Genomic DNA, 26,763 nt, shown 5'->3' with positions numbered 1-26,763 from the left:
CGGGGCGGCTGGCTGGCAATCGTGCTGGTGACGGAACAGCCCGCCCCGGGGCATTGCCGTGATCAGGAGTGCTCGCGCTTGGTACGTCGGGGCTGGGCGTCGGAGACGAACCGCACCTCGGTCGCGTGCGGGGCTCATGTTGCGGTGTTCACATGTGCGGTGCCGGGCCGGCCTTCGCGGCGGCCATTGACGCTGCGTGTGTGAGCGTGGTGGGGGCGGGCCTGAACAATGACGCCCTTGTGTTTTCCCTCGTACATGGCAGCGCCGGCTGCGCGCAGAAGGACCGGCAGGTCTGCCGCGCCGACAGCGTCCGGGGTGGCGGCGCCGGCGGACACCGCGACGGGCAGTTCCTCGCCGTCGAACGTGACGGGTTCAGCGAGCAGCTGCCTCAGGTGGCGCAGGCGCAGAGCAAGACGACGCGGCCGGATGCGGGTCAGGGCGGCGAACTCGTCTCCTCCGAGCCTGCCGACCGCGCCGCGCTTGCCAACCCATTCGGTGAGCCGTGTGCCGATCGCCGCGAGGGCGGCGTCGCCGGCGGCGTGTCCGAAGGTGTCGTTGAGGGCTTTGAAGTGGTCGGCGACTCTGCTGCCCAATTCGTTCAGGCGGAGAGTCGGTAGTTGAGTCGTTCGAGTCGGCTGTGGCGGGTGCGGTCGAGGGGGCCGGTGGTCCAGTGGGCGTCGAGTCGGATCACGTTGAGCGCGGTGGCGGAGAAGGCGTGTTGGAGGCGGACTTTCGGGAGGCCGCGGTAGCGGGCCCGGCGGATGCCTGTGACGTCGAGGGCTTGATTGATGGTGCCCTCGACGCCGGCCCGGAGGGCGTATTTGTTCTTCCAGGTGTCGGTCTTCTGCTCGGCGCGGGCTCTGGCGAGGTTCTCGTGGAGTTCCTCGGGCCGCAGGGTGAGCATGCGGCGCCCGGTCTGCGAGGTGGTGCACTGCTTCTGGAAGGGGCATTCCCGGCAGGTCAGGACGCTGAAGGTGATCACGATGGCGTCGGTGCCATGCTGTTTCACCGGGTTCCAGTGGGAGCTGGTCTTGCCGGCGGGGCAGCGGACCTGACGGGTCTTCCAGTTGATGGTGAAGGCGTTCTTGTCGAAGCCCTCGGCGGCCTTGGCCTGCGCGGAGCGGTCCAGGAGGACCGGAGTGACCATGCGGATACCCTGGCCCAGGGCCTTGGTGATCAGGTCCGCGGAGGGGTAGCCGGAGTCGAGGTAGTGCTCGGTCGGCTTCACCCCGTGCGCGGCGAGCTTGCGCTGGATCGGGGCAGTCGCCTTCACATCGGGCACGGTCGCGTCGGTGGTGTGCACATCGGTGATCAGATTCGGCATCACCCCAGCCGCTGCCTCCGCCCCAGCTACGGCGTCGGCGTCGGCGTCGGCGTCGGCGTCGGCGTCGGCGTCGGGGAGAGTGGAGCAGGTTTCCGTGAGGTGGATCTTGTAGCCCATCCAGAACAGGTCATCGCCCTTGGCTGCCCAGCGTGCGTCCGCGTCGTAGGGGGAGGCCAGGCGGAGTTGACCGGGCGGGACGCCGTCGTCGGCGTCCCGCTTCTTGATCACCTGCCGTCCCCGGCTGTCGCTGCGGATGATGTAGGTCTGAACGAGGACCTGCCGCAGCAGGTGCACGGCCTCGATCTGACGGATCCATACCGGGGCGTCATCGGCCCAGGCGGCCCGGCACAGGGCGAGGGCGTCCTGGCCGAAGACCTGGGCGAGGCGGTCGCGTTTCGTTTGCGAGGGCGGCATGCGCCAGCCGTCGACCCGCGGCCCGTACCGCTCGGCGAACTCCGTCACGTCGATCTGCCCGGCCAGCCAGAGGGGGGCCGCGACCGCGAGGGCCTCCAGGGCAGCGCGCACGCTCTCGCCGGCCAGCTCCAGGCGGTTCAAGTCCCGCACCGCGCTGATCACATGGGTGGAGTCGGTGCGCTGCTTGCCCCCGGCCGCCACCAGACCGGCGTCCTTGCAGTGCTCAAGGAGCCGGTCGAAGACCACCCGCTCCATGCCGTTGTCCGCGAGCCGGGCCCTGAACTTGCTGAGCACACTGGCATCGAAGCCGGTGTCGGTGAGCTCCGCCCCGAGCGCGTACTTCCAGTCGATGGCCCGCACCGCCATCGCCGCGGCCTGCCGATCGGTGAGGTCCTCGGCGAACTGCAACACCGTCACCAGCGACAACACCCCAGGCGACAGGCCCGGCGCCCCGCGCACCCCGAACGCCTCGACGAACGGCTCATCGGCGAAGACCTCCGCCAACTGGTCCCGCACCCGTATCGCCAGACTCCCCTTCGGGAACGCCGCCCGCGCCACCACCACGGTCTGCTCCGGGATCCCCGGGAGTCCCACCGGCCGCATCGACATCCGTACCGCCTCCACGGCCGCACGACGGAGAAGCGACCTCAGGAACGATCATCGCGGACCCGCCCTCACCCCCGCAGTGAATTGGGCAGCAGAGTCAACATCACTTCCAAAACCACGTCAGTGGATCAAGGCTAAGGCGGCGGTGTCCATGCTGACCGTCCAGTACGCCCGCGCCTACCCCAACCTCCGCATCAACGTCGTCGACCCCGGCCCCACCGCCACCGACCTCAACCGCTTCCAGGGGTCCCAGACCGTCGAGCAGGGCGCCGCACCCATCGTCGAGGCAGCACTGACCACCCGCCAGGGCCCCAGCGGCACCTTCGTCGACGGCGCCGCCATCAGCCCCTGGTGAACCGCGCTCCTCTTGGAGGTCCGAAAGAGGCGTCGGACGTGTCGGTTGGTGAGAGGGCAGATGACGAGGGCGAGAAAGGCTTCATGGTGTCGTCGTGTCGTTCCCAGCAGACGCGGAGACGAACGATAGCTGTGCAACCAGGCGATCGTGCACTCGACAACCCAGCGGTGACCGCACAGGCCGGAGCCCCGCGGGGAACCTGCGGCGGGCGATCATCGGTTTGACACCCAGGCCCCGAACCGGACGGCGGTCGTGGTCGTGGTCGTGGTCGTGGTCGTAGCCGCGGTCGTGATCGCGGTCGCGGTCGCCGAGCAGGGCATCAGGCCACCGGCGTGGTCGTCCCGTCGGTTACCGACGGGATTCTTCGCGGCAAGAGCATCACCTGGGTAACGTCACCGGCAGATTCCGCAGGTCAGGGACACCGCGAGCGGGATGCTCCGCCCGTCGACGAGGACGTGGCGCTTGCTGCCCAGACGCGCGGCCGACCGGTCTGGGGCAGCTTGGGGCCCCCGAGCGGCCCTGACGTGGGAGGAGCCGATCACGGCCTGCGACCGATCGAGCTCCTTCGCCGTCCGAAGTCACGACCCGGACCTTCGTGGCCAGCGCGTCCAGTGCGTCCAGCGTCGAGAGCGCCGGCTCCAACCCGACCTCCGACCTCGGGGCTGGCTCTGCACATTTTTTGCAGTGCCGATATCCAAGGCCGCGCAGGACAGCGGTTCGCCGCCGGTCCAAGTCCCGCGTCACCAACCATGCGGTGGTCCAACTCAGGGGCCCCGAAGTTTCCGGACAGTGACCCAATAGGGTTGCCCTGTCCAGGAAATGAGGAAGCACGAAGTGGCACGCGTTCCGTACACCCCGGAGTTTCGCCGAGAAGCGGTCCAGTTGGCGCTCCAGTCAAACAGGCCGATTTCCCAGACGGCTCGGGAACTTGATGTGAATTCCGAGACGCTGCGTACCTGGGTTCGCCGGTATGAGCGCGAGCATGGGAAACAGACCGGGCCGCTGCCCGTCGATGAGCGTGCCAGGCTCAAGGAACAGGACCGGCGTATCCGCGAGTTGGAGATGGAGAACGCCTTCCTGAAAAAATGCGCTGCGTACTTCGCGAAGGATCCCCGGTAGGGAGCAAGTACGAGTTCATCGAAACGATGCGACTCGACACTGCGGAGTACGCGTTCCCCGTTGAGTTCATGTGTGAACGCCTCGACGTGTCCAAGTCCGGCTACTACGAATGACGGGTCTTCGAGCTTGGTGGGGGTGCGGTGAGTGCCAACGGCCGCGATGGCTACGCAGCGTGACGTTTAGTCGGGTGTGGCGCCCCCGATGTGAAGAGCCCGCAGGGCTTCGTGATCATGGTTGGTGTCTAGACAACGGATCAAGAAGAACCTGCGGGCTCGACCATCAACGATACAGAGATCAACGCGGCGGCGACGCGCCTGCTGGGGGTAGAGGGGGTGAGTGTGGTGAACGTCGTGGACGACGGGGCGGGCGGCAGCCTGGTGCACGTGGTGACCGCCGACCCGGCCGCGCGGGCCTGTCCTGGCTGCGGGGTGTTCGCCACCCGGCTCAAGGACTACCGCACCACCCGGCCCAGGCACCTGCCCTGCGGGGGCCGGCCCGTGGCCGTCCACTGGCGCAAGGCCCGCTGGTACTGCGCCGAAACCCGGTGCGAGCGCGGCTCGTTCACCGAGCAGATACCGCAGGTTACTGCCGGAATGCGGACGACGATCACGTTGCGCCGGGCGGCTGGGGCGGCGGTGGTCGACGGCGGCCGCACCATTGTCCAGACCGGCCGCGATCTGGGGCTCTCCTGGCCGGTCGTCCACCGCTGCTTCATCTCCTTCGCCGCCACCGCCCTGCCTGCCGAGCCCGAGGCCACCGAGGCGGTCGGGATCGATGAGACCCGGCGCGGCAAGCCGGTCTGGAAGCAGAACCCGGACACCGGCAAGTGGGAACTCCTCGCGGATGCCTGGCACATCGGCTTCGTCGACGCCATCGGCGGACGCGGCCTGTTCGGCCAGGTCGAGGGACGCAACGCCGCCTGCGTCGCCGCCTGGCTCACCCTCCAGCCCGAACACTGGAAACAGCACGTCAAGTACGTCGCCATCGACCTGTGCGCGACCTTCCGGGCCGCCGTGCGCACCGCACTGCCCGATGCGGTCGTGGTCGTCGACTGCTTCCACATCGTCCAGCTCGCCCAACGCCACCTCGCCGACCTGCGCCGTCGCCTCACCTGGAAACAGCACGGCCGCCGGGCCCGCAAGGGCGATGGCATCTACACCGTCCGCAAGCTGTTGCGCCGTAACAAGGAAGACCTCAACCCCGACCAACTCACCATTCTGAACACCGAGTTGGACCAGATGGGCACCTACGGGCGGCAGATATACGCCGGCTGGCAGGCCAAGGAACTTCTGCGCGACCTGCTCCGCCTGGCCTTCAAGCACACCCACACCCACCCTGACCGCTCCGCGATCTCCGCCGCCCGCCACCGCTTCAACACCCACATCGCCGACCACGCCCACCTCCCCGAACTGGTCACCCTCGCCGAGACCATCGACACCTGGTGGGACGGCATCGAGGCGTACATCACGACCGGGATCACCAACGCCGCCAGCGAAGGCAACAACCGCCTCATCAAGCTCGAAGCCCGCAACGCCTTCGGCTTCCGCAACCGCGCCAACCAACGCCTGCGCTCACGTTGCGCTACAACCCGGCGAGCCCGACGGGAGCAGCACCCCCACTAAATTCGAAGACCCAACAAGCCAGACCGTGCCCGTCCAGGTGTTGGCCACATCGCGCAGTGCGGTGTGGCAGCCTCGGCGGGGACGGAAACCGTGAGAGGAGTTAGAAAACGTCGGCTCGAAGTACGCCTCAAGTAGCAGACGGATCACTTCGCCGACGAGCTTGTCACTCCACGGAGGCAGGCCGAGCGGACGCAGTTTCATGCTGTCCCGCCCTTTCGGGATGTAGACCCTACGAGCTGGGCTCCACCGGTAGCGCTCGTGGCGCAGCGCGTCGATGACGTGCTCGATCTTGCCCAGCGACATGCCGTCCACGGTCTCCCCAGTGACTCCGGGCGTCATCGCTCCTTTGTTGGAGTACAGACGCCCGTAAGCCATGAGATACAACTGCGGATTGAAGAGTTGTCGATACAGTTCATTGCACGGCAGGCCACGCCTGCCGCGTTCACGGAGGACACCCAGTACCGTTTCGGCGCTCTGCATTTCGCATACCTCCCGAGTTTTGAGTGTCCGATCACCTGGCCCCCTTCGCCCGATGTGGACGGCTTTCCCGTCCTCCTTGGCCGGTCGTGACTCCGGCGACTACTACGGGGCCTCCGTCGCCATAGGGAGATCTCACCCCTTAGGCGATCCCATGTTCGTCCTTGTCGTACGTCCTAGCCGGTGACTTCGCACATGGGGCTTTAGGTCTCCAGCCAGCGGGGCCGGGTTTCGTCGATGCCGAGGAGTTCGAGTAGGTGTGCTTGGACTCCTCGGCTGATGAGGATGACGGGTGGGTCGGTGGCGGTGCCGGGGCGGAGCATGAGGCCGTCGAGGTGGTAGAGGATCATGCGGCCGGTGGGTCGGACCTTGCGGTTGTCGGGGTAGAGGCCGGCCATGGTCTGCTCGGGGCCCAGGGCCTGGCGGACCTGGCGTTCGATCAGGCAGTAGACCAGCAGGGCCAGGCAGATCACGGTGATCAAGGCCGTGATGCGGCGGTTGTGCTCCAGGAACAGCGGCGCGACGGCCAGGGGGCCTTTGAACTCGCCGTAGCGGCGTTCGACCACTCCCTGGCCTTTGTAGCGCCGGAAGACCTCGGCCGTGTCGGCCTGCTCCGGAGTCAGAGCGGTGACCAGGGAGTACCAGCCGTCGGCGGCGGCTTCGGCGGCCAGGACGTCCTCGTCGAAGTGCCAGGCCAGAGTGGGTTTCCCGTCGGGGCCGGCGGTGACGGTGGTACGCAGGCAGCTGGCGACCCGGCGGGACTTGGTGATCACCCCGATCCGGGCCTGGACCTTCTCGGCGGTGGTGTAGTACCGGCCGCCGGCCGAGTTTTGCAGTTTCTCCAGATCCTCGGTGGCTCTGGCCAGACGCTTGGCGCGTGCTTTGCGCTGGCCCTCCGCGTTGCCGGTGGAGTGGACCAGGATCCGGCGCAGGTGGTGGACCGGGTCGCGCTTGCGTGGTCCTGCCATGGCGTGGACGTCTTCCAGGACCCGGTAGGACTCGCGCTGGTCGGCGGGGGTCTCCCGCTCGCGGTCGCGGTCGTTGACGTAGTCGACCAGCTCGGCGGCCCCGAGGTCGGCAGTGGCGTAGAAGCCGGCTTTGACCTGGGCCGCGGGTATGGGGGCGACGAATCCGACCCGGGCGTCAAGCAGGGCGGTGACATTCGGGTAGGACACCAGTTTGGAGTCCGCGACGAGCAGGAAGTCCTTGCGGTCGGCGATCTTCCGCAGGGCCTTCATCGCGCCGACGACCTGGGCGACCTCGCCCGCTCCGCCGTCGTAGGCACGGTGGAAGACGGGGATGCCACCGTCGCGGGTGACGGCCAGCCCGGCCTGGACCTGCTTCAGGTCGACCCGCCGGTCCTTGGGGTGACCGTATCTGACTTGCGCGTACTCCTCTTCCTGGTCCGGGTAGGCGCCGAACATGGAGATCGACGTCATGTCCCAGTGGATCTGAGCGGTATCGATGCCGAACTCCGCGATGGCCTGCGCGCCGACCGAGCCGGTGATCTCCTCCAGGTGCGGGGCGATCGCGTCCAGAGCGCGGGCGATACGGTCGTCGTTGAGCAGGTCCGGCTCGATGCCGAAGACCTCCTCGACAGCCCACTTCCGCGCCCAGTCCTCCACCCGCACCATCGAGGTCGGCGAGGACAGCCGGTTGGCGATCAGCGCCTCGACGACCTGCCCGTGCGTCAGATGAGCCACCTCACGGACAGGACACAGCTCGTCGATGATCCCGGCCACGTCCAGCCGGCGCAGAAACTCGGCAGAGGCAGGCAGAGCACCCAGACGCCTCTCCACCACAGGCGCCAACTCCACCGACATGCGGGGGCGCTGGACCCGGGAACGACACGAACGAGATATCGGCACGTCCAGAACAACGACCCGCACTTATCGAAGTACCGGCCAACTCATCAGTTCATCCGATTCAGCTATGTGCGGAGGATCGGCCTAGCGTGATGTAGGTGCCCCACTCATTCCCTTGAATGCCCTCGCTGGGCATCGCTCCGCACTCCGGAAGGTGCGTCGACCCTTCCACCAAGTCATCGCAGGATGCGGCGTCGGTTACGGGCAGTTTTCCGGGGTCTTCGAATTTAGTGGGGGTGCGACGGTGACGACCTGACGGTTGGTCACCGTCCGTGATGGGCCTGCAGTGCGGGTGCCCCGGACGCGAGAAGCCCGCAGGTCTTCGTGATCATGGTTGTTCTCTACGCAACCGATCATGAAAACCCACGGACTTGAGCACTCACGATACCGAGATCAACAGGGACGCGACACGACTGCTGAGGCTGGAGGGGGTGAGTGTGACCAAGGTCAAGGACGACGGAGCGGGTGGATCGACGGTGTACGTCGTGACGAGCGAGGACTCCGCGAGGGCTTGCCCCTCGTGCGGGGTTTTCGCCACGCGGTTGAAGGACTACCGCACCACCGCCCCGAGACATCTGTCCTGCGGCGGGCGCCCGGTGAGTATCCGCTGGCGCAAGGCGCGCTGGCACTGCACCGAAGTAGCCTGCGCGCGCGGCTCGTTCACCGAGGCGATACCCCAGGTGCCCGCCCGGATGCGTACCACTGCCGCACTGCGCGAAGCGGCTGGTGCCGCAGTGGTCGACGGCGGCCGCACCGTGGTACAGGCCGGCCGGGATCTGGGCCTGTCCTGGCCGATCGTCCAGCACTGCTTCGAGCACTACGCCGCGGAGGTTCTGCCCGAGGACCCGCCGGTGACCGAGGCGATCGGGATCGACGAGACCCGGCGGGGCAAGCCGGTGTGGAAGCAGGACCCGGACACCGAGAAGTGGGAGCTGGTGGCGGACGCCTGGCACATCGGGTTCGTCGACGCCATCGGCGGACGCGGGCTGTTCGGGCAGGTCGAGGGCCGCAACGCGGCCTCGGTCGCCGACTGGCTGAGCGCCCAGCCCACCGCCTGGCGCGAGCGGATCTGCTACGTCGCCATCGATCTTTGCTCCACCTTCCGCGCCGCGATCCACCGCGCACTGCCCCACGCGAGGGTGGTCGTCGACTGCTTCCACATCGTGCAACTCGCCCAGCGCCACCTCGCCGACCTGCGCCGACGCCTCACCTGGAAACAGCACGGCCGCCGGGCCCGCAAGGGCGACAGCATCTACACCGTCCGCAAACTCCTGCGCCGCAACAACGAAGACCTCACAGACAAACAACGCGACCTCCTCAAGGCCGAGTTGGAGTCCATGGGCACCTACGGGAAGCAGATCTACGCGGCCTGGCAGGGAAAGGAACTCCTGCGCGACCTCCTGGGCCTGGCCGTCACGCGCCGGCACGTCACCCCCGACCCCTCCGCGATCTCCACCGCACGCCACCGCTTCTTCGCCCACGTCGCCGACCACGCTCACCTGCCCGAACTCGTCACCCTCGCCGAAACCGTCGAGCAGTGGTGGGACGGCATCGAGACCTACCTGACCACCGGCATCACCAACGCCGCCTCCGAAGGCAACAACCGCCTCATCAAGCTCGAAGCACGTAACGCCTTCGGCTTCCGCAACCGAGCGAACCAACGCCTGCGCTCACGCTGTGCAACCACGCGCCGCAGCCGACGGGAAGCACACCCCCACTAAATTCGAAGACCCGTTTTCCGACGGATTCGACCTTCAATCTCCTGGGAATTAGGGTTCAGGCAATTCAGCTTTCACCGTGTCACGCGGGTCCCTCGACGCGTCGCCCTCACTGCCTGAGGTCGGCCGTCGGTTTTCTGGCATGCTCTGGTCCCGTCACCGTTTCCGGATCGGGTAAGCCATCAGACCCAAGAATCTCCTCCCGAATTCATCCCGACTGGGTCGGGGATACGACAAGGCGCCTCATGGCGCACTGCCAGCGGTCGCTGACCTGCACCGCGTCAGGCAGGGCCCGTCGGATGGCCTCGGCGTAGGTGGCCGAGCCGTCCCGGCACACGACTTCGATCTCCTTCTTCCCGCGCAGCCATGCCTCCAATGTGGCGGCCTCGCGGTCGGGCAGCACGTCGAGGCGTTCCCCGGTCTCGGCATTGATGATGATCGTGGCGTAACGGTGGCGGCGCCGCAGGGCGAAGTCGTCGACCCCGATCACCCGCGGCATCGGCACCGCCGGCGGGGGGATGCGCCGCAGCAGGCGCAGGGCAGTGGCGTATGAGACGGGCGTCGCCAGGAACCGGGTGAGACGGGAGGCCGCCCGGCCACATAACTCCTTGACCACCCCCGAGAGCTGGCTGGTCAGACGCGTAGTGCGACGCTGAAGGCGCTCGATCAGCCCTGGGACCTGCTCGCGGAAGGTCTGCCGCCGGCAGCCCCGGACCGGGCAGACCAGGCGCCGCACCCGGACCCGGGCCACCACCTGCCGACCGTCCACCGGCACATCCGCCACCGTCCGGACGTGATACCCGTGCACCTTCGCCGTCGCCACCCCGCACACCGGGCACGGCACAGAAACATCCCGGGTCCGGGCGATGACCCGGATCACCCCGCCGTCATCCGCCACATCCTCGATGACCAGCGCTGAAAGACCCGAAAACACCATTGCCACAAGGGAGTTGACATCTCGCATACAACATCAACGACGCCCGTCACCTGCCGTCACCACCGACTACGGAACAGAGCCAATTTACACTCCCGCCGGCGCCCCCGGAGAGCCGCCGGAGGCTGTAGCGGGACCGGCATACTCACAGGCCAGCCGAGCCGTCGTGGCGGTGTGAATCTGCTGTCTTCTGTTCGGCGTCGGTGGAGGGCGGCTGTCGATGGTCTTGGATCCGCATCGTTGGCTGGAGTTGAGGCGTTTCCGCGGGCTGTACGAGTCCGGTGCGATGAGCCTGCGGCAGATCACGAAGGAGACCGGGCTGAATCGCCGTACGGTCGCCAAGTACCTGGCCGGGCCGGTTCCCATTGCGCCGCCGCAGCGAGAGGTGGGTCTGGGCAAGCCGCCCCCGAGGGCGGCTTGCCCAGGCTCCTGTGGGGCGCTGGAGGGCTCCCGGGGGTGCTTCACCTGGTTTTCTCGTCTTGTGGTGTCGTTGCCGGGCGATCGTCATTGCGCGCGGTGGGTACGGTCACCGGTGGCAGTGCCGGGGCCGTGGGTGCGGCTCGGCGCTGGTGCCAGCGTGCCAGGGGCGCGGGAGCCCACCAGTTGGCCCGGCCCAGCAGGCACATGACCGCAGGAACCAGAATGCCGCGTACGAGGGTGGCGTCAACGAGGACGGCGAGTGCCAGTCCTAGCCCGAGCATCTTCAGGATGGTGAGCTGGGAGGTGATCAGGGGGAGCAGGGCGAGGGCGACCAGGAGGGCGGCGATGGTGATGACGCGTGAGGTGGCCGCGACACCGGTGACGAGGGCTTCTCTCAAGGGGCGGCCCCGGGCGTGCTCTTCGAGGACGCGTGTGAGCAGGAATACCTGGTAGTCGATGCCGAGGCCGAAGGCGACGCAGAACATGAGCAGCGGGACGGGGAGGATGAGCTCGCCGCTGGGTGGGCTGCCGCCGATCAGGGCGAGCAGATGCCCGTCCTGGAAGACGGTGACCAGGGCGCCGAAGGTCGCGCCGAGGCTGAGCAGTCCGACGATGATGGTCTTGAGCGGCAGGACCAGTGAGCCGGTGAGCAGGAACAGCAGTAGGCCCACGGTGGCGGCGATGCAGGCTGCGACGAGGGGCAGGCGGTCGGAAAGGGCGGTCTGGGTGTCGGCCTGGCGCGCGGGCTCTCCGGATACGAGGCGGTTGCCCGGCGATGAGGTGTTGCGGAGTCTGTCGATGAGGGCGGCGTCCTGGGCGCGAGGTTCGGCTGCCACGACGGCGAGCCAGGTGGCGCCGGGTGCGCTGTAGAGGGCCGCGGAGGGGCTGGGCCCGGAGAGCTGCCGCCCACCGCGGTAGGTGCCGGTGGCGCCGTCGACCAGGTTGACGTGGGGCAGCGTGGAGAGGTGGCGCGCGTAGGCGTCCACCTGTTGCTCGTGGGTGAAGGCGTCCGTTTGGGGCAGTACCACCTGCAGGGTGCGGTTCCAGGGCACGTCGAACTCGGCGCCGACCTGCCGGGACACCATGTGCGCTTCCGCGTCCGCCGGCAGGACGCGGGCGTCCGCCGGCCCGAAGCGGATGTGCCCGAGCGGTAGGAGGAGGCACAGGAGCACTCCTGCGGCGCAGCTCGCGGACAGGGCAGGGCGCCGGGTGGCGGCGCGTGCCAGGCGCGCCCACGGCGTGGCGGGCAGGGGGTGGGTGCCCGGGGCGCGCGCGGGGCGCCGCAGGCGTTCGCCCAGAAGCAGGAGGGCGGGAGGCAGGACCAGGAGAGTGCCGGCGGCGGAGAAGGCGACGACGAGCATGCCGGCCAGGGCGATGGAGCGCAGGAACGTCAGGGGGAAGAGCAGGAGCGCGGCCAGGCACGTGAGGATGGTCGCGGCGGAGTAGAACACGGCACGGCTGGTCGCTCGCATGGCGGCGGCTGCCGCGTCGCGTACAGAAGCGCCGGCGGCCAGTTCGTCGCGGTGGCGAGTGACGACGAGAAGGGCGTAGTCGACGGCCAGGCCGAAGCCCAGGGCTGCGGTGAGGTTGGGGGCGAACACCGAGACGGGGTAGTGAGGGGCGAGCAGCCGTAGGGCGGCGAGGGTTGCGGCAACGGCCAGGCCTCCGACCAGGGCCGGGAGCAGGGCGCCTGCCAGGGAACCGAAGGCCACGAGCAGCACGATCACGACCAGGGGGGCGCCGAAGAGTTCGGCTCGGATCAGGTCCGACTGGCTGAGCCGGGAAACCTGGACGCTGGTCCAGGAGGAGCCGGTGGCGGAGATGCTCAGCGGCCCGTGGCGTCCGGTGAGTTGCGGTACCAGTGTCCGAGCGGTGTCCGCCGCTTGTGCATCACCGCCCGCCAGGTCGACGGTGACCAACGCGGTGCGGCGGTCACGTGAGAGCAGCCGTCGGTCCTGTTCGCTCCAGTAGGAGAAGACGCGCTGCACACCCGGACGGCCGGCGACGTTCTCAGCGAGTTGTAACCCGGCGTCCGCGACAGTCGCGTCGTCGGCGTCCCTGGTGCTGTGCACGCGCAGCACCAGGTCGGGCAGTCCGGCCCCGAAGCGCTGTGCCAGCAGGGCGTCGGCGCGGGTGGCCTCGGTGTCCTTCGCCGTGTAACCGCCGGGAGACAGGCCCGCGGGTGTCAGCAGCAGCACCGCCCCTGCCGCGACAGCAGCGAGGAGACCGGAGGCGACGGCGCGGCGCGGGCGACGCAGTACGGCGGCGCTGAGGCGCGAGGCCGTTCTCCCGTTGCCTGTGCGAGGGGAGGGCGAATTCGGAGCGCCGGACCTCAGTTGGTTGTTTCTGACCCTAGACTTGAACACTGCTCGTACACAACCAATGACTAGGAGTGACATTATGGGTGTGAAGTTTTATGCGATCGGCACACCGGCCCAGGGCCGGGCGGCCGGGGCGCTGCGACGAGTGGGGCTCGCAGTAGCGGCCGGCGGGTGTGCGATGCTGGCTGTGCTGGGCGGCCAGAGCGCGACCGCCTCCCCGGCAGCGGCTCCCTCGCGGGCAGCGGCAGCCGCACAACTGACGTGCGCGGCACGGACGGTGACGGGCAACCCGGTCCGCTTCAGTCCCGCGGTGTCCGCACGGGCGCGGTCGGTCCGGGCCGAGGGCACGGTGGCATTGGAACGCTGCTCCTCGCCCAACGGCAGCCAGCGAGCGGTGCGCTCCGGGCGGCTGACATTCCGTGGGACGGGAACAGCCACCTGCACGAGCGTGCGCCAAGTGCGCGGCTCGGCGACGGTGACCTGGTACGACCGGCGGGGCCGGAAGGTGGGCACCTCCACACTGGCACCGCGCGCGAACCCGGGGGCGCCGCTGAACGCGATGGTCTCCGGCTCTGTCACCCGGGGCAAGATGGCCGGTGGACAGATGCGCGGCCGTCTGCAGCCCACCAGTGACGTCCGTAGCTGCGGGACCCGCGGCCTGTCCAGCGCCCACGGCCGCGGCACCCTGTCCATCAGCTGATCCGCCCCCACCCGTGCCGGGTGCCGCCGCGGGAGGCCCACCGGGCCTCCCGCCGCCGGCACCCGGCACGGCCGCGCGGCCCACGGCATGAGCACGGCCCCTGCGCCGGATACGCTCACACCGCCCCCGCAGTGGGCACACGCCCGCCGCCTTGGTACGGCACGCCCGCCACGCTGGGTTCGGGGACCGGCATACGGTACTCCGCGACGTCCACCGGCAGCACGAGACCAGAGGAGCGCAGGTGGTGCAGCCGGGTGCGGTAGGCGGCGCCGCGCAGCAGCAGGTCCGCTACTCGCACCGCGTCGCGGTTGCGCCAGTCGGCCAGCGTACTGCCCTCTACCCACGAGTTGAACGCACCCATGGCCGGTCCGCACCACACCTGCCAGTCGGCCGCCCGCTCCAGCGCACCCTCGCATGCCCACCGCGAGGCATGGGCCAGATACCACCGGAACACGAGCGCCATCCGCTGTTTGGTATCGGCCCGGGCCCGCTCCAGCAGCAACGGATCCTGCTGCGCCAGGTACTCCTCGGTGCGCAGCCATACTTCCTCCAGAGGCTGGCAGAAGATCTGCTGCTCAAGATGTTCACGCTGGCTGTCCGGCAGGTCCTCCAGGCCGCCGTACTCGCTGTAGAGCCGGTACAGGCGGGAGGCGCGCCCGGCGAAGAGAGTGCCGCGCCCGAGCACCTGCACAGTGATGCCCTGTTCGAACATGTCAGCAGCCGGTGCCATGGTGCAGTCGCTGAAACCGGCCTTTCCCAGAAGTTTTTTGACCGCGTCGCTGGTCGCCGCTTGGACGGTCGCCTGGTTCACCGAGCCGGTCACCACATAGTCGGCGCCCAGCGCGAAGGCCGCCTGCACGGCGGCAGGGGTGCCGATCCCACCGGCCGCGCCCAGCCGCACCGGAGTCCCGCCGGGCTCGGCCCGTTCGCGGTGCAGACGATCGCGCAGCCGGCTGATGGCCGGCAGCAGGACGGACAGGGGGCGGCGGTCGGTGTGTCCTCCTGAATCGGCCTCCACCGTGAGGTCGTCGGCCATGGGTACCAGCCGGGCCAGGCGAGCCTGCTCCGCGGTAACAAGACCAGCGGCGGCCAGCTCGTCCAGCAACGGTTGCGGTGCGGGCCGCAGGAACATCTCTGCGGTTTCCATCCGCGACACCTTGCCGATGACCCGGTGCGCCCGCACCACGCGGCCGTCCGGCGCTGTGGTGAGGCCCAACGCCCGGTAGCGCACCAGCGCCGGGGACAGGCGCATGAACGCCGACGCCTCGATGCACCTGACCTGGTGGCGCAGGCACGCCTCGACGCACTCCTGTTCCCGCTGCGGGGCGGCCGGGTGGTGGATTAGGTTGCAGGCGTAAGGCCCCTCCCCGAGCTCCCGGCGCAGCTCGGTCAACGCCTCCTCCAGCCACTGCGCGGACATGCCCGCCGCCCCCAGCGAAGCCAGGTAGCCGGCCCGGGACAGAGCGGTGACCAGTTCCGTACCGGCGATGCCGCCCGCCATCGCGCCGGCCATGTAGGCGGCGCGCACCCCGTGATGGGTACGGAAGGACGCTGCGCCCAAACTCTCGGGCGGCATCGCTCCTGCGACTGCCAGCAATGCCTGTCCCGGGCCGGGGACCTGGTGCGACAGATGGGCGCGGGCCGGGGCTCCCGTGGCGAACACCGGCTGGCCCAGGTCTGCCAGTACCGCATAGAGGCCGTCGGGGCGGGGGAGGGTACTCACGCGGGACTCGTCTCAGGGGCGGACGCCAGTGCTTCGATGGCGAGGTTGTCGAAGTGGTAGATCCGCAGCCCGTCACGCCACAGGTCGCCGTCGGCCTGCAGCAGTACCCGGTCGGGCTCCACGGTGATGTCTGTGAGATGCAGTTCCGCCTGGATGCGGTGGTGCTCTGGCAGAATCTGCCCCCGGTAGGACCAGTGGAGGTCCTGTCCGGCCGCCATACGGAAGGTGGGGTTGGGCAGATGAGCGGTGAGGGGTGTGTACAGGGCGAAGGCCTGGAGCGCCTGGTGGAGCATCTGCAGGCCGGCCGAGCCCGGCATGACGGGATCGTGCAGGAAATGCTGACCGAAGAACCAGTCCGCCGCGTCGACGTGCTTGCTGCACAGGACGTAGCCACGACCGTGCACCCCGCCCGAGGGCGCGATGCTCACCTCATGCAGCAGGGCCATCCGGCCGGTACCCAGCCGGTGGTCGCCCCGGGCGTCGATGTACTGCACCCCCTCCTGGGCATCGTTGCGGGTGAGCAGCCAAGGCTCGGAGAGCTGTCCCTGGTCCTGGCCTTGCTGGGCGGCCAGGGCCTCACGGGTGAAATAGCCGTGCGTCGTCTGACCGGACAGCAGCTCGCCCCGTGCCGTGGCCAGCTTCACCTCGTAGGTGTGCAACAGCGCTCCGGGCAGCGCGGTGGCGGACCGCAGCGACACGTGCTGACGGAGGGTGGTGCCTCGGCAGTCGGCCTGTTGTGAAAGACGCAACCGGCCCTGAAGGTTCCTGCACACGAAATCCTGGTCGGGGTACTGCGCACAGGCTCCCTGCACCGCTGCCAGCAGCCCGGCGGGCTGCAGTGCCATCTCCATCAACGCCAGGCCGGGCAGCGTCGTACTGCCGGTCTCGCGGCAGTACCAAGGATCGGCCGGTACGTCGTACTCCGTCATGCTGTAGGCGCCGCGTCCGCCCGCCCCCTCGCCCGGGTGACTGGAGACCCCCCGGTCGATCATCAGCATGTCACCGCGCGGCAGGCGGGGACGCACCACCGTCGACTGGCGCGCTGCTCCGTCGTCCTGGACGGGGCGGCGCATGCGGTCCGGGTCGTCGCCGGAGGCGATGTGCGCCAGGTGCAGTTCATTGGTCTCGGCCGTCCCGCCTGAGACCACCGAACGTACTGGCGGCTGGTCCCGGTAAAGACGGCTGTCGGCGCGCGGCTTGCCGTGCACGACCAGGCACAGGCCGTGGACGTCGGTTACGGTCTCGCCCGCGAGGGTGGTGAGAGAGCCGTCCACACGCACGTAGGGCCGTGGGTACAGTCCGACAGCACGCACCTGCAGACCCATCTGCACGACGGTGCCGGCGGCCACGGGCCGCCGCACAGTGAGGGTAGTCCGCTCGTCCTCGGCCGGTGCCACCCAGGCGGCGGGCAGGGTCAGATGGTAGCCGCGGTGCAGTGCCACTACGGCCGCGCCCTCGAAGACGGCCGCCAGCATGTCGGCTGCGCCGAAGGCGTCACCGGCCGTCAGGGAGGCGGTCAGCCAGCCCTGCCGGTACTTGCCGTCGTGCAGGCTGATGCCGCTGACACGGTGCAGCGCCCGGCGGTATCCGGGTGCGGCCCGTGCGTCTTCGGGAAGATGCTGCTGGCTGAAGCCCTCCCCGAAGACGCGCGCCACCTCTCCCGCCGCCAGTGCGTCGAGTGCCGCACTGTCACACTCCCGCACGCCGGTATGGGCCAGCGGCCGGGCGTCGGGCGGACAGGGCACCTCCGGAACCTCGGGGCCGGCCGGCGCGGAGGCGGCTGGGCCGCAGGTGAGCTCCGCCACCAGAATCTCGCCGGTGTACACCGCGCAGTCCAACAGCCCGCCGGTGCCTTCTTGCAGGAGGCAGCGCAAGGGGCCATGCACATGGCTGGCGGGCTCGGTGTCCCGCCACACCACGCTGTGATACCTCTCGGCCCATGGCCCGGCGTCTTCAGCGAGTACGTCCAGGGCTGCACGCACCACCGCGTCATGCCCATACCCGCTCTGCTCGGCGTTGGTGAGGGCTACGCCGGTGCCAGTACCAGTGCCTGCGGGGGCAGATGCAAAGGGGGCACCAAGCGCCGTGCGCGGTGGCTCAGTTGAGGTCCGGTGCTGGCGGCGGGAGAGGGCCGCGTGGGCATCGAGCACAGCGGTGTGGGCTCTCTGCACATGCCAGGCCGTCAGGCGACTCAGGGCCCCCGGCTCGCCGAGGGTGGCGGAGGTGGGACCGCCGGGCCCAGGAACGTCCTGGACGGCCTTTCGCCCGGGCGGGGCACCCGAGGGCATGTGGAGCAGGGGGATGCCGGTGAAGGTGAGGGGCGCGGTGCCGGCAGACTGCCGGCCGGGCTTCTCAGGCATGACGCTCTGCCAGGGGTACGCGGGAAGTGGTCAGCATACGGACGGCCGCGTCCTGCGTGACCCACAGAAGACGCAGTCGGTGCCAGCGCTGCAGTACCCGCCCGCCGGTGTCACAGGCGGTCGCATCCGCATATCCGTCAAGGGCGTTGAGCTCCACTGCGGTGGCCACGATGACGAACGGCTCGTTCTCCGGGATCGGCGCGTACAGTTCGATGCGTTCGACGCTGACGGGCCCCCAGAAGGCGCCGTCGAGATGCGAGTAGACCAGCCCGCATGCCTGTGCCATCAAGTCAGCGAGCCCCGGTGTGAACCGCTGCCCGCAAAAAGCTCCGTGCGCCAGTTCGGGCTCGCTCATCCGCGCCATGAAGACGAGCTGGTCCTCCGTACGTTCGACCAGGGTGTGCAGCCCCTGCAGAGCAGGCCCGTGGAAGAGCTTCCCAGTGTGGTAGGCCGGATGCAGTTCCGGTGCCTCAGGCAGGGGCGGCAGGTGCAGCACCGGCGGCTCCTTGAGCTCGGACCAGCTGAAACTGCCAGAAAAGCTCGGCTCCGAGAGGGCTTCGGGTGCAGGCTGGGTGCTCACGTGCGCACTGTCGGGGTGCTCGCCCGCCACGATCCTCAGGTCGATCGTGCTGGGCTGAGTGCCGTCGTAGTACAGGCCCCGCTTGATTCGGAAATCGTGACAGGCGGTCACCGTCGCGCCGCCGCGCACCTGTTCCACGGTGTGGATCATCCAGCCGATCTCGGCGGTCATCGGCATCAGCGGCCGGCCCCCGATGCGATGGTCACGCAGTACCGGCTGTTCCTGCAGACCCTCGACCGAGCGCCGCACCACCAGGCCCTGATCGGGCACACCGGGCAGGACGCGCAGCAAGGGCCGGGATGGGCCGATGAGAGTGACACCGTCGCTCCTGTGCCCCTCCTCCAGCTGCTCCAGGAAGTAGGAGGTGCCTGCCGCCCTGTCCAGCACCGCTACCCCCGCTTCCCGGAACAGGTGATGCACGCGCTTGGCCATGCCGCCCTCCCAGGGTCCCCATGCCAGGGGGGTGACCCGACAGCGCGGATGAGCTGCCTTGAACGCGCACGCGTAGCGGTTCAGTGCCTCGTTGGCGAGGGCGTAGTCGCTCTGCCGGAGGTTGCCGCTGATGCCGCTGACAGAGGTGAACACGGTCAGATGCCGCAGGCGTTCGGGCGCAAGGTTGTCGAGCACGTGGTGCAGGCTCAGCTTGGTGTCGATGACCCGGCTCAGCGAGGCGACCTGCATCTCCGACAGGGGCTGGTCGCCCAGGACGCCCGCCCCGTGGACGACGCCGGTGATGCGTGCCGCATGCGGTGCCAGCGCGCGTTCGACGCTGGCGGCGTCGCGCAGATCGGCAGAGAGGTAGGCCGCCCGGCTGCCCCGGGCACGGAGTTCTTGCAAGGTTGCTCTGATACTCCGCGCGGCCAGTACGCGGCGGACTTGCTCCTCCCGTTCGACCGTGAGCTGTGCCCCGTTCGCATCGGCGGCCCGGTGCTCGGCAAAGGCCCGCGCCAGTTCCTCCTCGCCGTCCTGCCCGTGGGCCCATGCGGGCTCCTCGTCCAGGGGGGTGCGGCCCAGCAACAGCAGTTCGCACCGGTAACGCTCGGCGAGGGCGATGGCACACCAGGCGGTGATGCCCTGCCCACCGCCCGTCACCAGAAGTACGTCATCCGCGGTGAGGTCACCGGCGTCGTCGGCAGTGGGCTGCAGGGTGTGCGGGCGGTCCTCCATGCGGGGTGCCTGCCGCACACCATCGTGGTCGTGTCCCACTTCCCGGATGCCAGTGGCGGCGTCCAGGAGTTCCTCACTGAGCAGGCGGCCGATCCGGGCGGGCGGAAGGCCGGGGTGGAAGTCGAGGGCTCGGGAGAAGACGGGTGAGGTCTCCAGTGCGAAGGACTTGACCAGTCCGCTGAGGCCTGCTGCCATGGCGGCGGGGCCGTCCCCGCCGCTGCCGGCATACCCCAGCGCGCCGTCGAGCTGCGTCATGGTGACGAACGCCGCGCGCGTCTGGCCTCTGGCCGCAGCACGCAGGGGCACTTGCACGTGCTTGGCGATCAACACCGCGTGCCGCAGCCGCGCGATGGTGTCCAGCGCGGTGGCGCAGGAGGTACGGCTGACGGGCAGCAGACTCAGACGCACCTCCCGATGGGCGGCCATGACGCGGGGGAGCACCTGTTGCAGAGCCTCCTCGCTCCAGTCCTTCAGCACCTGATCGGCAGTCTCGGCGGTATTTCCGGGCAGAGCGATCCGGCAGACGCTCCAGCCCTGCGTCACCAGCGCGTGTGCTGCTGCCTCGGCAAGGGCCCCGCCGTCATCGAAAACGACGGCGCTCGGCGCGTCCCCGTAGGCGTCGAGTCTCCGGTCGGGGTGCGGTAGCGGGTGCAGTACGACATGGGTGCGGGCCAGGTCGTTACGGTCAGAGTGGTACAGCTCCGAACTCTGTGAAGCGTGCAGCTTCTCCAGGCACATGGCAGCCAGCTCGCCGATGGTGCGCGCGGCCGTGAGCTCGAACAATTCCTCCCGCTTGAGCGAGGGGTAGGCGGACCACAGTTCCGCGCCGAGCTCGACCATCTTCAAGGAGTCGATCCCCAGCTCCTCTTGGAGCAGCAGGTCCGCCTCCAGCATGTGCGGGTCGTACCCGGTCTTCTCCGCGACGACTGCCCGACAACCGTCGATCATCTCCTCCACCGTCGACGGTAGCGCGCGCTCGTTCTGCTGTGGCGCCGGCGCATTCCCGTCCAGAAAGGCGGCCAGAGCCGCTCGCGGCGCCACCGACTCCACAGACGGCGGCCCCTCCTGACGGCCCACGACGGCCACGTCCGGTACGGAATCCGCCGTGCCCGCCGGCAACGGCACAACGCCAGTGCCAACCACCGGCGGCGAGGCAAGACTCTCCCGCGGATTCGTCCCGCCACCGCCGCTCGACGGGCCGACGAGAAGTTCGGCCACCACCTCAGCGGCACGTGTGTGTGCCTCGCTGAGCGCGCAGCTGTGTGAGGTCACCGCATGCACGGCCGCCGCCACCTGAGAATCACCTGCGTGTGTATCCAGCAGTCGGCTCAGGTGCTGAGTCGTAGCCAGCTGAGTGTCAAGGAACCGGGTATGCGCCTCAAGATGAGCCGTGGCGGCCTGTGCCAGCCCCCCGTCCATGACGGGGGGAGTCTCCACGGTCGGCGGGACGTCTGCCGCAGCGGGCAGGAAGGCCCCCGGAGCCTCTGCGGCGACGCAGCTTTCGTACCGGGGGCGGCGAGCCAGCTCGGCGAAGCGCGGCCCGTGCAGTACCCGGGCGACCGCAGAGGCCGGTGCCGGCGCCACGCCGGTGGCAGCGGCGTGACAGTTCAGATCGGTCAGCGGGCAGCCCAGGACGGTCAGCCGGACCGCGGCAGTCAACAGTGCTGTCGCACCCGTGTCGGGATGTCCGCTGTCGCACGAGATGATGTCCACGTCGGGGTGCGGGAGCGTCCGTCGTGCCAGCTGCCCCAGGATCTGCCGGGGCCCGAACTCGACGAAGACGCGGATGCCGTCGTCGTACATCTCCCGCAGACGCGCCGCGAACTGCACCGGATGGCGCAGCTGCTCAGCCAGCGTCCGTCTGTCCCGGTCCGGCTCTCCGCAGTACACCGCCCCCGTTGTGTTCGGGTAGACCGTGACCTGGGGCGGACTGAAGCCGACGCGCTCGCACGCCGCAGCGAAGGGTTCCACGGCGTGCTCGACCAGGGCCGTGTGGAAGGCGGCAGCCACCGGCAGACGCCGCCCTGTGACCTGGTGGTTGCGACAGACACTCAGCAGGGTTTCCATCGCTGGGCTCGGACCGCCCACGACGTACTCGTCGGCCGCGTTGTGATTGCACACGCTCACTTCGGGGTGCTCCGCGAGCAGCGATGTCAAGGCCGCCTCGTCGCAGTGCAGAGCCGCCATGGCACCCGCGTCGGTGAGTGACGGCCCGGGGGCCATCGCCAGTCCCCTTGCCCGCGCCAGGTCCGTGAAGCCATCGTCGTCCAGCACTCCGGCCGCCCACAGCGCGGTCAATTCCCCAAAGCTATGGCCCAGCACGCCGTCCGGGGCAAAGCCCCGCCGCTGCAAGTACCGGTACTGGCCCGCCGCGAGCGCGCCCAAGGCTGGCTGAGCGTAGGCGGTGCGGCGCAGCCCTTCCTCTGCCGCCTTCTCGCCGCCAGGGCGCGGAAAGACGGCTCCCGCGAGGGTGTCACCGGCCGGGAAAGCCGCATTGGCACGGTCGAAGGCTTCACGCAGGGGCGGGAACGCAAGAACGGCCGCCTGCCCCATGTTCACGTACTGGCTTCCCTGACCGCAGAACAGCGCACCGGCCTTTACATCGGTGCGCGCCGAGGACGCGTAGTACACCCCGTCCGGCCCGGACCACGGCTGCCCCGCGCCAGTCCTGTCCAAAGCCATGACCGCTTGCTGCCTCAACTCGCGAAGCTGAGCCTCGTCCTGGGCCACGAAACCGATCCGTGCGTGCTCTGGAGGCGGCGGGCCCGCGTCGGGCTCCGCACCGCTGTGCAGGCGTTCACGCAGCGTGCTGGCATCCGCGGCGTGCCATACGTACGCCCTGGGCGTCCGGTGAAGCACCCGGAGCTCGTCATTGGCGCTGGGATGCTCCTCCAGCACGGCGTGATAATTCACCCCGCCGAACCCGAAGGCGGACACACCGGCGCGGCGTACTGGGTGCGCCGGGTCCCGCACCCAGGGCCGGGTGGAAGTGTTGACGTACAGAGGCCCCTGGGCGTCACCGGCCGGCGCCCGGGGGGAGTCCACATGCAGAGTCCCCGGAAGGATCCGCTGGTGCAGGGCCAGCGCGGCCTTCATCAGCCCAGCCGCCCCCGCGGCAGCCTTGGTGTGCCCGAACTGCGACTTCACACTTCCCAGCGCTACCTCAGCCACCTCTTCTTGAGTCGTCAGAAGCTGATGCAGCGCACCGAGTTCCACCTGATCCCCGGTAGCGGTCCCGGTGCCATGTGCCTCGATGAGCCCAATCGAAGCGGGCGAACAATGCGCGTCTTCATATGCGCGCCGCAGTGCCACCAGTTGGCCTTCCCCGCACGGGGCGTAGATGCTTTTGGCGCGCCCATCACTGGAACTCCCCAGCCCCTTGAGAACCGCGTAAATACGGTCCCCGTCCCGCTCCGCGTCCTCCAGCCGCTTGAGCGCCAGCATGCCCAACCCCTCACCGATGAGCGTCCCGTCGCCCGCCTCGTCAAACGGACGGATGTGTCCGCTGGGAGAAAGGGCAGGAGTCTTGCTGAAACAGAGAAAGGACAGCAGCGAGTTGTCCGCGTCGCAGCCACCGGTCAGCATGAGATCGGCACGGTGGTCCAGCAACTCGTCAACAGCGGAGCGCACCGCCGCGAGAGAGCTGGCGCACGCGGCATCCACGGTGTGATTGGCCCCGCCGAAATTGAACCGATTAGCGATCCGGCCTGCCACAATGTTGCTGAGTGTCCCCGGAAAGCTGTCCTCAGTCCACTCCGGAAGACTGCTGAGAAACGCTTTGGTGAACCGTTCGATGTCCTCCTCACGGGCACCCAGATCACGCAGAATGCTTGCATTGGTCGGAGCGAAAAGGCGTGCCGCCAGAGGAATTGCGTTACTGGCCACACCCGCCACCCCCAACACCACGCCAGTGCGCGCTGGGTCGTACCAGTCGCCGCGGTCACAACCGGCGTCACGCAGAGTATCTCGCGCCACCACGAGACTGAGGAGCTGCACCAAGCTGACAGAATCACAGGTGGCAGGGGGCATTCCGAACTCGCGGCTGTCGAAAGTTTGAGGCTCCAGAAAACCGCCACGACGAGAGTATGTTCTGTCTGCTGCCAACGGGTTTGCGTCGTAGTGCAGTGATGAGTCCCACCACTCGTCAGTAACGTCGCTCAGGCAATCGCGTCCCGTAACCACAGCATCCCAGAAGTCGCCGAGCGAGGCAGCGGAGGGGAACATACCCGACATGCCGATCAGGGCGATCGGATGGGAGGACAGCGAACGGCCAGGCATTAGTGACCTTTCATACGACAATCGGTCGGGCTCGCGGGTGCTGACGCAGCCGAGGGAGAAAGCAGGGACCTCAGCGAATCGGGTCGGAGGGAAACTCGACCATGTGTCATCCCGGATAAGCAAACCGGACTTCACTCAAAAGTGGGGTGCAGAGGTCTGCACTTCCCATCCCTGCGGGGTATGACTGCCCGCGCCCTCGCACAAGCTGCGGGTGGATCAGGGCTTCGGCGTAGTCGTAGGGCGTCCGGTTCATGACGATCTGCCAGGTTAGGCGGCCCGGGAAGTGAGACAGGAACGGTTTTCAAGATCATGGAGTTCTCGACGCCCCGTGACCTGCTTGGAAGACCGTGCCTGCCGACGAATCATCGCCGATCCCGCCCGCCTTTGACCAACTCCGTGAGCATCCCGTGGTCGCACCCGAAGAGGTGCCAGGGGCTGCTGGAGCGCCCAACGTCGATTGATTAGGCAGCTGGTGCCATCCGGCGATGCTTGGGTGACGTTCCATCAGGTGTCGTGATCTGCAGGATCGCTGGGCTGTTCGGTGGTGCCGGCCGTCGGTGTGCGGGGAAGAGCTGGAGCTTGATGGTGTGGGTGACGTGGGTGGTGGCGGGCTCGTCGGGCCGCAGTGTGCGGTAGCCGGTGCCGCTGCGCTTGGTGGCGCGGGGTGCGGCGCGTCCGGGGCGGGGCTTTACGGCCGCGCGGGCCAGGTCGGCCTGGACGTCACGGGCCTTGGCGGCCAGCTGCCGAGGGGGGGAAAGTCCGCGCCGACGGAGCGTCGGGCGGCGGCGAGGGTCTGCTTGAAGCTGATGTGCGAAACGGGGAGATGCGCGTGGTGGGCGGTTTCGGCGGCCAGGTGGTGGAGGGCCTGGTAGACGCAGAGCATGGCCCACAGTTCCTGCTCGACCATGGCGGGGCTCATCGAGCGCAGGGTCGCGGTGCGCCCGCCACGCTGCTCGATCTTGATGTGCTTGAAGATCGTTTCGCTGGTCCAGCGCGCCGTGTAGAGCTCCGCGAGCTCGCGGGCGGGCGCCGCGGCCGGGTCGAGCAGTGTGGTGATCAGGCTGAACAGTTCGGAGGTCTCCTCGCTGACGCCCTCGGCGTCCAGGGTCGCGGTCACCACCGTGTACTCGACCACCCGCACCGTGGTCCGCTTCCCGCGCGGCCCGTTGAGGTGGGAGAGGTAGGTGCCGTCGGGCAGTACCCGGTCGATCGGCAGGGTGAAGGAGTCCGAGACACGCCACAGGAGTTGGGCCCCCCGCTCCGCGGCGGCCAGCCACAGGCCGAAGGCGGGAAAGCCCCGGTCGGCCATCAGCAACATCCCGGTATGCAGGTGAACCAGCAGGCGATGGGCCAGGGTCCGCTCGCCCACCGCGAAGGAGTCGAAGACCGCGCCGATCATCGCCTTGGTGCCGCACTCCACCAGCGCCAGCAGCCGCACCTGCGGAAACGGTCCGGGCCGGCTCCCGTTGGCGGCCCGGCCGTAGGCCGCGGCATTGGCCTCGCCGGCGGGCACGTCGAACAGTGTGCCGTCCACGGAGGTCAGGCGCAGGCCGCGCCAGAACGCCCCCGGCGTGGCCGGTGTCCCGCTCGCCCCGGCGACCCGGTCGAACAGCAGCCGCAGTGGGGCCTGCCCCAGCCGGGCCCGCGCGCTGGTCAGCGACCCGGACAGGGCCGGCCGCCACGCCTCGCGGCTCCGGAGCGGCCAGTGCTCCACCAACTCCCGCAGCACCAGGCCGTATCCGTAGCTGGTGAACAGCCACATCGTCAGCGTGAAGTAGACCATCAGCCGGGCCGGCAGCCCCCGCGTGCGCTCCTCCCGCGCTCCGGCCTCCTCGATGACGAAGTCGACCAGTTCAGGCGGGAAGGTACGCGTCAGCAGGCCCATCCGGACCCGCTCGGGGAAGCTGTCACCAACTATGTGATCTTGCGGCACAAGACCAGGACTCTAGTCGATCATGGGCTAGCAAAGCGACGTTGCGCCCGCACCCAGGCGGCGAGGTTCCTCGGCTACGACATCACCGTGCACCACAACGACCGCAAGATCACCGGCGGAAAGCGTTCCGTCAATGGGGTCATCAGATTGCGTGTCCCTCGTTCGGTGGTATCTGCCAAGCAAGCCCAGTACATGCAGCGCGGCAAACCCGCGCGTCGGCCCGAACTGCTGAACCAGGACGACCACGTCATCCTCAGCACCTACGGGTCGGAGTACCGCGGCATCGTCCAGTACTACCTGCTGGCCGGCGACGTCTTTCGACTCGCCCGCCTGCAATGGGTCATGGAGACCTCGATGCTGATGACGTTCGCCAACAAGCACCGCTCGACGGTGTCGACGATGGCCCGCAAGTACGCGGCCACCATCGAAACGCCGCACGGGCCCCGCAAGTGCTTCGAGGCCCGCGTCGAACGCGTCGGCAGGAAGCCACTGGTCGGACGGTTCGGCGGGATTCCGCTGAGACGGAACAAGAAGACGGTCATCAACGACCGTCGGCTGGCCCCGGTCAACACCAAACGCAAGGAGCTGGTCACCCGGCTCCTCGCAGGGCGGTGCGAGTCCTGCGGGCGGATCGACGAGGTGGAAGTCCACCACGTCGCCAAGCTCGCCGACCTCGGACGACCGGGCGATCGGCCGCCATGGGCCGATCTCATGGCCGCACGACACCGCAAAACCCTTGTGGTCTGCGGAAGTTGTCACGCGGACATCCACGGTAAGAAGCCCGTCCCGGCACTCACGGAGTAGTCACTGGAAAGCGACGTGCGGTGAAAGTCGCATGCGTCGTTTG

General features: G+C 68.7%; 14 protein-coding genes and 2 pseudogenes. 6 read left to right on the top strand and 10 right to left on the bottom strand.

Annotation, left to right across the window (positions count from 1 at the left end; all coding sequences use genetic code 11):
- Window positions 1-134: 134 nt before the first annotated feature.
- Together ACLLJJ_RS41945 and ACLLJJ_RS41940 are read right to left on the bottom strand one after the other, a co-directional pair.
- On the bottom strand, window positions 135-593 hold the full coding sequence (locus ACLLJJ_RS41945; RefSeq protein WP_434600078.1) for a diguanylate cyclase domain-containing protein: 459 nt from the start codon (window positions 591-593) through the stop codon (window positions 135-137).
- Between the two features lie 5 nt (window positions 594-598).
- Entirely contained in the window at window positions 599-2,347 is a 1,749-nt protein-coding gene (locus ACLLJJ_RS41940) for an IS1182 family transposase (RefSeq protein WP_434600077.1), read from the bottom strand.
- 148 nt (window positions 2,348-2,495) lie between these two features.
- Here ACLLJJ_RS41940 and ACLLJJ_RS41935 point away from each other — a divergent pair, with 148 nt between their 5' ends.
- From ACLLJJ_RS41935 to ACLLJJ_RS41925, 3 genes are all read left to right on the top strand, one after another.
- A complete protein-coding gene (locus tag ACLLJJ_RS41935; protein WP_434600076.1) occupies window positions 2,496-2,699 on the top strand; it encodes a hypothetical protein in 204 nt (67 codons plus the stop codon).
- 834 nt (window positions 2,700-3,533) lie between these two features.
- Window positions 3,534-3,818 carry a transposase gene (locus tag ACLLJJ_RS41930; RefSeq protein ID WP_434600075.1) on the top strand — a complete coding sequence of 95 codons (285 nt, stop codon included), beginning with the start codon at window positions 3,534-3,536 and terminating at the stop codon, window positions 3,816-3,818.
- Between the two features lie 332 nt (window positions 3,819-4,150).
- A complete protein-coding gene (locus tag ACLLJJ_RS41925; RefSeq protein ID WP_434596753.1) occupies window positions 4,151-5,440 on the top strand; it encodes an ISL3 family transposase in 1,290 nt (429 codons plus the stop codon).
- 12 nt (window positions 5,441-5,452) lie between these two features.
- On the opposite strand, the pseudogene ACLLJJ_RS41920 reads toward ACLLJJ_RS41925, so the two are convergent.
- Window positions 5,453-5,920: pseudogene (locus tag ACLLJJ_RS41920) on the bottom strand (reverse transcriptase/maturase family protein); the annotation flags it as partial.
- Window positions 5,921-6,120: 200 nt separating this feature from the next.
- A complete protein-coding gene (locus ACLLJJ_RS41915; protein WP_434588209.1) occupies window positions 6,121-7,740 on the bottom strand; it encodes an IS1634 family transposase in 1,620 nt (539 codons plus the stop codon).
- Window positions 7,741-8,153: 413 nt separating this feature from the next.
- On the opposite strand from ACLLJJ_RS41915, the gene ACLLJJ_RS41910 reads away from it, so the two are divergent.
- A complete protein-coding gene (locus ACLLJJ_RS41910) occupies window positions 8,154-9,503 on the top strand; it encodes an ISL3 family transposase (protein ID WP_434595814.1) in 1,350 nt (449 codons plus the stop codon).
- 253 nt (window positions 9,504-9,756) lie between these two features.
- Here ACLLJJ_RS41910 and ACLLJJ_RS41905 read toward each other — a convergent pair.
- Both ACLLJJ_RS41905 and ACLLJJ_RS41900 read right to left on the bottom strand, forming a co-directional pair.
- Window positions 9,757-10,464 (bottom strand): annotated as a pseudogene (locus ACLLJJ_RS41905) (ISL3 family transposase); the annotation flags it as partial.
- Window positions 10,465-10,895: 431 nt separating this feature from the next.
- Window positions 10,896-13,052 (bottom strand): MMPL family transporter, encoded by a 2,157-nt coding sequence (locus ACLLJJ_RS41900; protein ID WP_434600074.1) that lies wholly within the window; start codon window positions 13,050-13,052, stop codon window positions 10,896-10,898.
- Between the two features lie 202 nt (window positions 13,053-13,254).
- Here ACLLJJ_RS41900 and ACLLJJ_RS41895 point away from each other — a divergent pair, with 202 nt between their 5' ends.
- On the top strand, window positions 13,255-13,875 hold the full coding sequence (locus tag ACLLJJ_RS41895; protein ID WP_434600073.1) for a hypothetical protein: 621 nt from the start codon (window positions 13,255-13,257) through the stop codon (window positions 13,873-13,875).
- 115 nt (window positions 13,876-13,990) lie between these two features.
- Here the strand turns inward: ACLLJJ_RS41895 and ACLLJJ_RS41890 are convergent, their stop codons facing one another.
- The 4 genes from ACLLJJ_RS41890 to ACLLJJ_RS41875 all read right to left on the bottom strand — a co-directional run bounded on the left by ACLLJJ_RS41890 (window position 13,991) and on the right by ACLLJJ_RS41875 (window position 25,916).
- Entirely contained in the window at window positions 13,991-15,598 is a 1,608-nt protein-coding gene (locus ACLLJJ_RS41890; protein ID WP_434600072.1) for a PfaD family polyunsaturated fatty acid/polyketide biosynthesis protein, read from the bottom strand.
- A complete protein-coding gene (locus ACLLJJ_RS41885) occupies window positions 15,595-17,580 on the bottom strand; it encodes a hypothetical protein (RefSeq protein ID WP_434600071.1) in 1,986 nt (661 codons plus the stop codon). The genes ACLLJJ_RS41890 and ACLLJJ_RS41885 overlap by 4 nt, the downstream gene beginning before the upstream one ends.
- A 370-nt stretch (window positions 17,581-17,950) precedes the next feature.
- Complete coding sequence (locus tag ACLLJJ_RS41880) at window positions 17,951-23,983, bottom strand: beta-ketoacyl synthase N-terminal-like domain-containing protein (RefSeq protein ID WP_434600070.1); 6,033 nt, start codon at window positions 23,981-23,983, stop codon at window positions 17,951-17,953.
- A 688-nt stretch (window positions 23,984-24,671) separates the two neighbouring features.
- A complete protein-coding gene (locus ACLLJJ_RS41875) occupies window positions 24,672-25,916 on the bottom strand; it encodes an IS4 family transposase (protein ID WP_434600069.1) in 1,245 nt (414 codons plus the stop codon).
- A gap of 165 nt (window positions 25,917-26,081) precedes the next feature.
- Between ACLLJJ_RS41875 and ACLLJJ_RS41870 the strand changes: the two genes are divergently transcribed.
- Window positions 26,082-26,720 carry a group II intron reverse transcriptase/maturase gene (locus tag ACLLJJ_RS41870; RefSeq protein ID WP_434600068.1) on the top strand — a complete coding sequence of 213 codons (639 nt, stop codon included), beginning with the start codon at window positions 26,082-26,084 and terminating at the stop codon, window positions 26,718-26,720.
- The last annotated feature ends 43 nt before the right edge of the window (window positions 26,721-26,763 follow it).

The organism is Streptomyces sp. A5-4, assembly GCF_051131715.1.
In the GTDB taxonomy this organism is placed as follows: domain Bacteria; phylum Actinomycetota; class Actinomycetes; order Streptomycetales; family Streptomycetaceae; genus Streptomyces.
The sequence above is the reverse complement of the archived record's forward strand: the minus strand, read 5'-3'. Positions and strand labels throughout refer to the sequence as shown.

Bases quoted from the DNA above. Each gene is read 5' to 3' on its own strand.
- ACLLJJ_RS41915 (WP_434588209.1), bottom strand. From the start codon at position 7,740: ATGTCGGTGGAGTTGGCGCCTGTGGTGGAGAGGCGTCTGGGTGCTCTG.
- ACLLJJ_RS41935 (WP_434600076.1), top strand. From the start codon at position 2,496: ATGCTGACCGTCCAGTACGCCCGCGCCTACCCCAACCTCCGCATCAAC.
- ACLLJJ_RS41880 (WP_434600070.1), bottom strand. From the start codon at position 23,983: ATGCCTGGCCGTTCGCTGTCCTCCCATCCGATCGCCCTGATCGGCATG.
- ACLLJJ_RS41895 (WP_434600073.1), top strand. From the start codon at position 13,255: ATGGGTGTGAAGTTTTATGCGATCGGCACACCGGCCCAGGGCCGGGCG.
- ACLLJJ_RS41940 (WP_434600077.1), bottom strand. From the start codon at position 2,347: ATGTCGATGCGGCCGGTGGGACTCCCGGGGATCCCGGAGCAGACCGTG.